The 7,834-nt window shown below is 51.8% G+C and carries 6 protein-coding genes; 2 read left to right on the top strand and 4 right to left on the bottom strand.

Annotated elements, in window-relative coordinates; translation table 11 throughout:
- Nucleotide 1: 1 nt before the first annotated feature.
- Both ACP5E6_RS14675 and ACP5E6_RS14670 read left to right on the top strand, forming a co-directional pair.
- On the top strand, nucleotides 2-142 hold the full coding sequence (locus ACP5E6_RS14675; RefSeq protein WP_427955155.1) for a PIN domain-containing protein: 141 nt from the start codon (nucleotides 2-4) through the stop codon (nucleotides 140-142).
- 253 nt (nucleotides 143-395) lie between these two features.
- A complete protein-coding gene (locus ACP5E6_RS14670) occupies nucleotides 396-575 on the top strand; it encodes a hypothetical protein (RefSeq protein ID WP_427955152.1) in 180 nt (59 codons plus the stop codon).
- A gap of 161 nt (nucleotides 576-736) precedes the next feature.
- On the opposite strand, the gene ACP5E6_RS14665 is transcribed toward ACP5E6_RS14670, so the two are convergent.
- The 4 genes from ACP5E6_RS14665 to ACP5E6_RS14650 all read right to left on the bottom strand — a co-directional run bounded on the left by ACP5E6_RS14665 (nucleotide 737) and on the right by ACP5E6_RS14650 (nucleotide 7,129).
- Complete coding sequence (locus tag ACP5E6_RS14665) at nucleotides 737-3,814, bottom strand: efflux RND transporter permease subunit (protein ID WP_427955150.1); 3,078 nt, start codon at nucleotides 3,812-3,814, stop codon at nucleotides 737-739.
- A gap of 6 nt (nucleotides 3,815-3,820) precedes the next feature.
- Complete coding sequence (locus tag ACP5E6_RS14660; protein WP_427955147.1) at nucleotides 3,821-4,726, bottom strand: hypothetical protein; 906 nt, start codon at nucleotides 4,724-4,726, stop codon at nucleotides 3,821-3,823.
- Entirely contained in the window at nucleotides 4,723-5,970 is a 1,248-nt protein-coding gene (locus tag ACP5E6_RS14655; protein ID WP_427955145.1) for a TolC family protein, read from the bottom strand. Before ACP5E6_RS14655 ends, ACP5E6_RS14660 begins: the two co-directional genes overlap by 4 nt.
- A gap of 232 nt (nucleotides 5,971-6,202) precedes the next feature.
- Nucleotides 6,203-7,129, bottom strand: a complete 927-nt coding sequence (locus ACP5E6_RS14650; RefSeq protein WP_427955142.1) for a hypothetical protein — start codon at nucleotides 7,127-7,129, stop codon at nucleotides 6,203-6,205.
- Between the last annotated feature and the right edge of the window lie 705 nt (nucleotides 7,130-7,834).

The raw sequence follows: 7,834 nt of genomic DNA, 5'->3' as shown, positions 1-7,834 counted from the left end.
GATCTGCGCGCGCCACCGCCTCGCAACCGCCGACGCCATCGTGTACGCCACGGCCCTCGCCCACGGCGCTGATCTATTGACTTGTGATCGGCATTTCGCGTCGCTACCGGGCATCAAATTAATCCCAAAATCTGCCGCATGATTGCGCAGCCTCACGAACGTGGCCAGACGAATCTTTCGCCGAGCACTCCGGATATCGCCGCCCGATGTCCGTGCTGAGAACGCCGGCATAGTCCAAATCACTTTATCGCGATGATGTTAGAAGGCCAAAAACGAAGGTTTTTGGTCACCGTAAATCCAATAATATACAAACGGGCATTGTCAGTTTGACGAGGGCACCGTGTTTGTCGCGCCACACTTGCCGCGCGCCAAGCGGGTGCGCATAGCGATTTTGTATGATGGAGCTGATCGCAAAATCGCCATTGAAGGGGTGCGGTGACATCGCCGATGTCGTCGGAGGTCAATTCGCAGGCGTGGGCCTCGTGGGTATTGGCATCAAACGCGATGTGCAATATCCGCTAGCGTCGGCGCGCTCGAACCCCGTGCTTCTGATCCATCATTCGCCCTCGCCGTAGATTTTGAGGCCGGTGCTGTCGATCAACAGGTGGATTGGTTCGTCTCGCTTGCCCCTCGTATCAAACTGGTAATGCCAGAGTTACATTGCTTCCACCGTGCCGCATATTGCAATAACTTTAATTCCGCATGTCGGCTACCGAGGTGACACGTTAACATCTGTTCAACGTGTTTTTAAGACTCTCGGTGCAAGGCGCGGCAGAAACAGCATGGTTAAAATCGTTCCTGCCAGTAGTCCTCCAATTAGTACGATTGCGAGTGGCCCACCCACTTCGTCGCCCGCAGTACCGGTCGCAATGGCGAGAGGTAGAAGACCGAAAGCCGTTACGGTTGTTGTAAGAAGAATAATTGGTAGTATTTCTATTGCAACATCTTGGGCGAGATCCGCGGTATTCTCTGGGATTGTCGTGATTCGAGTGATGTGACGACGGTAGGTGATAAGAAGCAGCAAACCGTTTCGCAAAGCGATGCCAAACAGGGTGACTAGCCCGATCAGAGCTGAGAATGTGATATTTCCATCGAGAAAGATCCAGATAGCGGCAATACCGCCAGCAAGTGCGAATGGTAATCCCAGCCCAAGTAAGGCGACTGCCCAACCGTCGGCAAGAGCGATGCTGAGCAAACCGACAATCACCAGACCGGCGATAAAACTCCGTACAAAAAGGCTATGGCGTGCTTTCAATTGACTGAAGAAACTGCCGCCGATCGTCAAGTAATCGTCACTTTCCAGTCGGACCTTGGCCAGCCGGGAACGGACGGCTGCTAGGACGGCTGAAACATGCCGACCATGAACTATCACGTCAACAAACTCGGCGCGTTGGCCGTTGGAATGGAAAATATCGACGCGAGATGTCGTAGCCTTGATACGCGCGACGAGACCCAACGGTACCAGTTGCCCGTCTGCAGAGCGTACCAGAAGTTGTTCGAGCGATGCAGGATTGGTGCGCTGTTGGCGAGGTATTGCCAACACGACAGGAACAAGGAGGTTACCAACGTATACGTGACCGACGATATTACCATTAAAATGAAGCTGGACAATGTGGAGCAGAGAAGACGCCGCTATGTCATAGTGCAGCATTGCGACACGATTGGGGGTTATAATTACAGACGGGGTCCGAAATGGTTGCGGAAATAATCGGAGCCGCCTGATATCTTTCAACCCATGCAGCGCTGTGAAAATTTTGGCGGCGTCTCGGGATATAGCTCCTAGCTTTTCGCCGCGTATAACGATGACGATAGGGGCCGCCGCATCATGCGCGACAGCATGTACACGTTGGGCAGCGAAACTGTTCAGCGTCCAACCAAATCCAGTGAGCGCGTGTAACTTGTCACGGATCTTTCGCTCGATTGATACGGTGTCAGGGTCTTGACCAGATAAGGTTATATCCAAACTACCCTGTGAAACCAAATGTGCGCGGAAGGTCGGAACTGGTCGACCGATAGCAGCGACGACGGTCGAAACTCCATCGACCTTCCGGATTAATTTCGTGGCCCGATCAGCGATCTGATCCATCGTAGCGATCGAAGTTCCTGGCGTGGCGCGGAAAGTTGCGACCAAAGCGGGATCGTCAAAATGCTGGATGAATTCCAGTTTTAGATCGGGTAAGCTGACAAGGGCCGCTATCACGCCGATCAGGGCGAGCGCACCCAGAATTATCCCGAAAGGCCCCGAAACCCGCAGGGTCCATGCGTAGGTCCGACGGACAGCATCCGGCGTCATGGCGCGCCGGACTGCTTTGTCTCTCGCAAAAAGAAGTGCGGCCAACGCGGGTGAAACGATGAGAGTGACGATCAGGGACGCTATCAAAGCTGCAATGTAGGTCAGTGCGATTGGCGCGAACAAGCGCCCAGCCGATCCCGCAAGCGTGATGATCGGCACGAACACAATCACGGCGGCTAAGGTTGCAAGGAAGATTGGCATTTTGACCTCGGAGGCGCTGTCCACGATAGTTTCGAAAAATGTGGCCTCATCGGCGGGCGTTCCAGCCTCGTATAGCCGGTCTCTGATCGTTGTTGTGACAACAATGGAATCATAGATCACTTCTCCCAGTGCTATTGCGAGTCCAACCAGAGCCAGTGTGGTTATCGGATAACCGGAAAAGGTCAGAACGTTCAGTGACGCGACCAGCGCTACAGGAACCACCGCAAAGGAGACGAGCGCGACCCGCCAATTCCGTAGCGTTACAATAAGCGTTAACAAAACGAGCACGCCACCAATCAGTAGAAGGCGTGTCAGATTACCAAGCGCGTCGTGGGTATAGCGAGACGGCACAAATGCGGCAGGGACAATTTTTATACCGGCATTGGTGAGTGCCGGCAAAAAATGCGCCGCGGTGCGCGCAACATCTGCTGCCACATCTGCCGTGTTTGTGCCATAAGTTGCGGAAACCACGATCAACAGGCCAGGTTGACCGTTGATCAGGGAGCTTCCGGTCCGCGGTGCAGTGGTCGGCCAAACGCGAGCAACCGTGCTGATGGTGATCGGCACACCGCCTTGGAGATCAAGAAGACTTTGGCTGATTGCCTGCGGCTGGATTGCCTGGCCATGGCTCTCAAGCAAAATTCTCTGAGTGGAAGTATCAAGAGTTCCTAGACCTACGATTGCACTGGCATCATGTGCAGCATGTGCAAGCCTACTCAGGCTGATACCGGTGGCGATCATCGCCGACGTACGTGGCGCTATGCCAATTTCCGGCTGGGCTGCGCCATAAATAGTTACCTTGGCGACACCGGAAATTGCTTGCAGCGCGGGGCGTAATTGACTTTCAGCGATTGAGGTCAGGTCGCGGGATGATAAAATACGTGAAGTCAAGCCAATTTCAGTAGCAATCGCAGTGGTGGAGACGGTCGGGGCGACCACGGGATTGGCACCCGGGGGTAATTCACGGATCAGGCTGGTGAGCCTGCCGGACACCGCCTTACGATCGGCCGACAGAGAGGTTTTTGAATGAAACACGAGGTGGACCACCGAAATACCCGACTCAGAACGGGAATCGGTTGCGGCGAGTCCACTGATGCCACCCAATCCCTGTTCCAGCCGATCGGTGACCTCTAACTCGACAGCGCGAGGTGCAAGTCCAGGAATTCGGGTTACGACAGTTACCCTAGGGGATAGAAACGATCCAAACACGGCGGGTCGTGCTTCAAGGACACTGTGAATGCCCAACAAGAACAGGATTACAGCACCGCTGACCACCAGAAAGCGATGACGAACCGACAATCGGACGATGGTTTCCAACATCACCGATCAACTTCTCTGATGGGCAATGATGGCAAACAGAAAACCAGCGCCATGGATAACGATTGCTTTGGTGGGCGCTCGATCGGTTGGCACGAAATAGCCGATTAGCCGGCTGTGTAATCGGTCCGGTTCCGTAGTGGGTATACGTTTTAGTTCAAAAGAAGCATTGCTCGTCTGCTCGAAGACAAATGCGTGCCCTTCGAAAAATATCACGGCAGACGCCGGCACCACGACGCCACGCTGCGTCGGACCCACGGCAAGCTGCACCATCAAGGTGCTCCCCGCTTGAAGGTAGGGGGACGTATAATAAATGTTCTGACCGATCAAACCGACCGGCGCGACGCCGGCTAGGCCTATACGCCTTAGCTTGATGAAACCGGTCCTTACTGTGGACACCGTGGCCCGACGGGCCCGAGCAATCAACGGTGGTTCTGCGACAAAGGGCATCGGAATGCTGACTTCAACCAGAGCGGTTTTGGCTGAATCAAGACTTTTGATAAGCTGAGAATTCCTGATAATTGCGCGCGCGAGAACCGGTCCATAGTCCGCCAGTAACGACGCTTTGGTCATCTCTACGCGTGCCTTAGCTCTCTCAGCTACAGCTTCAGCTTTTTGTAGCTCCGCCTCTGACACATGGTAGGGGGCTGCCGACAAATATCTGGTTCGTGCGAGGGTGGAAGCGGCAAGGTGCCAGTCGGCCTCAAACAGACGAAGATGACCGACGGCTTCAATTAACTTTTTCGGGCTGACAACAGCACCATAGGCTCGGCGCATTGGCGTGAAGCCAACTGTTTTGAGGACAGTGACGGACAGACCGGCCTGAGGGATATCGCCTTTAGGCAGCGTCAAGCTCTGGCCATAGGCCGGCAGACTGAACATCAGCGCTGGGATCAGCCGGAAAATCCGTTTCATGGCGTGACTCCGGTCAGGCTCTTGTGCAAGGCATCCTCCAGATCACCCACTGCGCGCCGTTCATCGGCCCTGGCGGTCAGCTGATTTTTTTCGGCGGCTACAGCGACCTGTTCGGCACCAAGCAAACGCAGCGCACCGATTAAGCCGGCGTCATAGGCCTGTTCTGCGGCAGCCTCCTGATCACGGGCAAATGAAACCTCACGTCGGGCGCTCCGCAACGTTGCGAGGCTCGCGTTCAAATAAGTTTTCGCATGATCTATCTGGGAGAGCACATGATCTTGTGAGTGTATAACCTCAAGGTCTGCACGCTCTACCTGCGCATGCGCCAATGCAATCGGTCCCTGGTTCTGATTGAACAGGGGCAAATGGGCATTGGCACCAAACGCGTAGCCCGTGACGCCCTGACTATACGTATAGCCTGGTTTCATTTTGAATGACGGAAAAACTCGGTCAATTTCGTATTTTAATAGATATTGAGCGGCATAATATTTAGCCCTCGCTGCCAGAACGGATGGTCGGTGCGCGAGGGCATAATGTTCGGCAGAATCCAAGTTCGTCAACCGGAATGATCGGTAAAAAGTCGAAAAATCGAACTTGACATGTATAATCGCTCGTGCGGGCATGCCTACTGCGCTGGCAAGGGAAGTTCGTGTCAGACGTAGATGCAAAACTGCGGTACTGACGGCAAACGCAGCTTTCTGCATTGCGAGTTCGGCAAGATTGAGGGCAGTGGCCGACGCGGCACCAGCGCGGTAGCGTTCCAAGGTCGCTTGGTAGATCTCTTGTGCCAGTAGCGCCTGATGATTTGCCAGGGTCCGTAACTGTAGGGCGGCCCAAAGGCCAGAATATGCCCGATAGACAGTGTCCCATTCGACCCATACTGTACTTAGGATTGCAAGTCTTGCAGCCACCACTTTCTCGTGTGCAGCCGAGACTCTGGCATGGGTAGCAAAAAAGTTACGTATCAAAAATGTAATCGTAGGACCAATACTCCATGGGTTCGGAATAAAGTCAGTTGTATTGTAAGCCGCGTTCAAACTCAGTTTCGGATTTGGAATTTCACGAGCAGTGATTAAACCAGCTCTAGCTGCAAAGTAATTTGAGTCAGCAATCCGCAGAGTAGGGCGTTCATAAAGTGCGACCAAAGCAAGGTTTTGCTGATCCCATCTAATGGGGCGCCCTTTATCCATGATCTCTAAAAAGCGATTTAGCCTTTTGTTGGTGAAACTACGAGCTTGGATCATTTTAGTGTTTTTTATAAGATTCATTCGTACTAGCGGTGTAGTGTTACAAGCAGACAAAAGACTAAGGGGGACAATGAAAAATAACCATGTCCACCTGAAAACACACTGAGTGGTTGGCTTAACACATGTTTTCATTTAGCTCAGACTAACCTTCTCATCTAATATCCTAAGCGGTTTGGATTGCAACAATACCACCGTTGAATATTCTAGGCCGTTCATCTATAGTTCTTTGTTAGGCCGTAGTCTTTTTTTTCGATCTGTAAAAGAACCGGACAGCGATGAATAAGAAGATAATTGCATAGATATTGGTAGTACCGAGGACGTCACCCTTATTTGCCGTAACGCCAGGACTATAAGGCGCCCCCCATCCTTCAGCCGTAGTCCAAATCCCAATGGAATACAGGACCCCAAATGGAATCATCCAGACCAAGGCCGTATCGAATAAGAGACTGATGGCAATGGCAGTTTCAGCAATTGCGGCAAAAATGCCAAATTTCAGCGGTCCAACATAATCAATAAGAACGATCCAGACATTAATATACGTTTTAATCCATTCTGGCTCCCCTGGAAGAGCCGAACGTAAATAACTGACTGGATGATGCAAAAAATAGGGGTGCCACTTCCAGAATGCATCAAAAGCCCAAAGCAATCCAAAAATAATCTGCCCTACCCAGAGTGAACGTTCATTGACTGGGTCTTGTGGGAATTTCTTTAGACTTATTGATTGCCAGGAGCGCGTTCCGACCACGAAAAAGAAACATAACGCATAGACGATTGCTGTGCCTGGATCAGTTGCACCTCTGACATAGGGACCTCCAAAACCACCCACCGTGGACCAAAGCCAGAGATTATAGATAATACCAACCCAACCCAAGATAGATAACCCTATGCCGCTTAACAGAGACAAAGCAAGCAACCCATCTAAGCCGACTGTCGCATGCGCTACAGTGACGGGCCCTATCACCCCAACGATATGAGCTGCCCAATGCCCATAAGTTCTTATCCAGATAGGCTGCCCCTTGACCCAATCAGCACTAAAACTACCCGCAAAATGCGAGGCATAAGCCCAGTTTGCTTGTAGCGCTGTATTAAACAACCAGACAACACCGAATAGAATACGTATCCAACCATACATTTCGGACTGTGATTGACCACGCATTATTTTCCCCTCGTTATCATTATTTGCCTATATGTGTAACGGTAAGATGAATATCATGATCTCTTCATATGCAACAAAAAAGGGCGCCAAACATTCTTTGCCTATCCGGCAACCTCCCATAGCACCCAGGTATAGAGCCGTGAGACGCCAAAGTTCTCAATTTGGCACTACATAATGGGTTTGTGAGTGGTAACCGGATAAGCAAGAAACATTCATTTAAGTGGTGCCACCCAAAGCCGTATATAAGACCTAAATACTATTATTTTAATTAGATACCATAATCACGGTTTCGTTTATAATTTAAGAGAAAAGTGTGATCATAAAGTCGCACCTCCACAAAAAAAACAGCACGTCTGAAGCGGATTATTGTTCTGCCAGGGAAGTATACCCAAACGGTATTGCCTCGGTGGAAGTCTGTTTCATAATACCCACGCCTGTAACGAACACAATATTGTTGCTCCGCTGACCGTAACATCAATGCGGGTGGTCAACGAAGTGTTCGAAAATTCGACCAACAGCTTGGTCCACCTCGTCGAGAACCGCATGCGCAACTCAAGCAGATGCAGCTCTCCACGCTGCGTTACGCTCGGCACATTTTGATATAATCCACGAGACGATACTGCTGGATCGCGGTAGGGACGCCCATTACCGGGCGCCCCCCGCACAGATCCGTACGGGCGCGATTCGCGCATACGGCTCCCACCT

The sequence above is a fragment of the Acidiphilium sp. genome (assembly GCF_049977125.1).
Lineage (GTDB): Bacteria > Pseudomonadota > Alphaproteobacteria > Acetobacterales > Acetobacteraceae > Acidiphilium.
The sequence above is the reverse complement of the archived record's forward strand: the minus strand, read 5'-3'. Positions and strand labels throughout refer to the sequence as shown.

Excerpts from the sequence above, each read along its gene's own strand:
- ACP5E6_RS14650 (WP_427955142.1), bottom strand. The coding sequence starts at position 7,129 with ATGCGTGGTCAATCACAGTCCGAAATGTATGGTTGGATACGTATTCTA.
- ACP5E6_RS14660 (WP_427955147.1), bottom strand. The coding sequence starts at position 4,726 with ATGAAACGGATTTTCCGGCTGATCCCAGCGCTGATGTTCAGTCTGCCG.
- ACP5E6_RS14655 (WP_427955145.1), bottom strand. The coding sequence starts at position 5,970 with ATGATCCAAGCTCGTAGTTTCACCAACAAAAGGCTAAATCGCTTTTTA.
- ACP5E6_RS14665 (WP_427955150.1), bottom strand. The coding sequence starts at position 3,814 with ATGTTGGAAACCATCGTCCGATTGTCGGTTCGTCATCGCTTTCTGGTG.
- ACP5E6_RS14670 (WP_427955152.1), top strand. The coding sequence starts at position 396 with ATGATGGAGCTGATCGCAAAATCGCCATTGAAGGGGTGCGGTGACATC.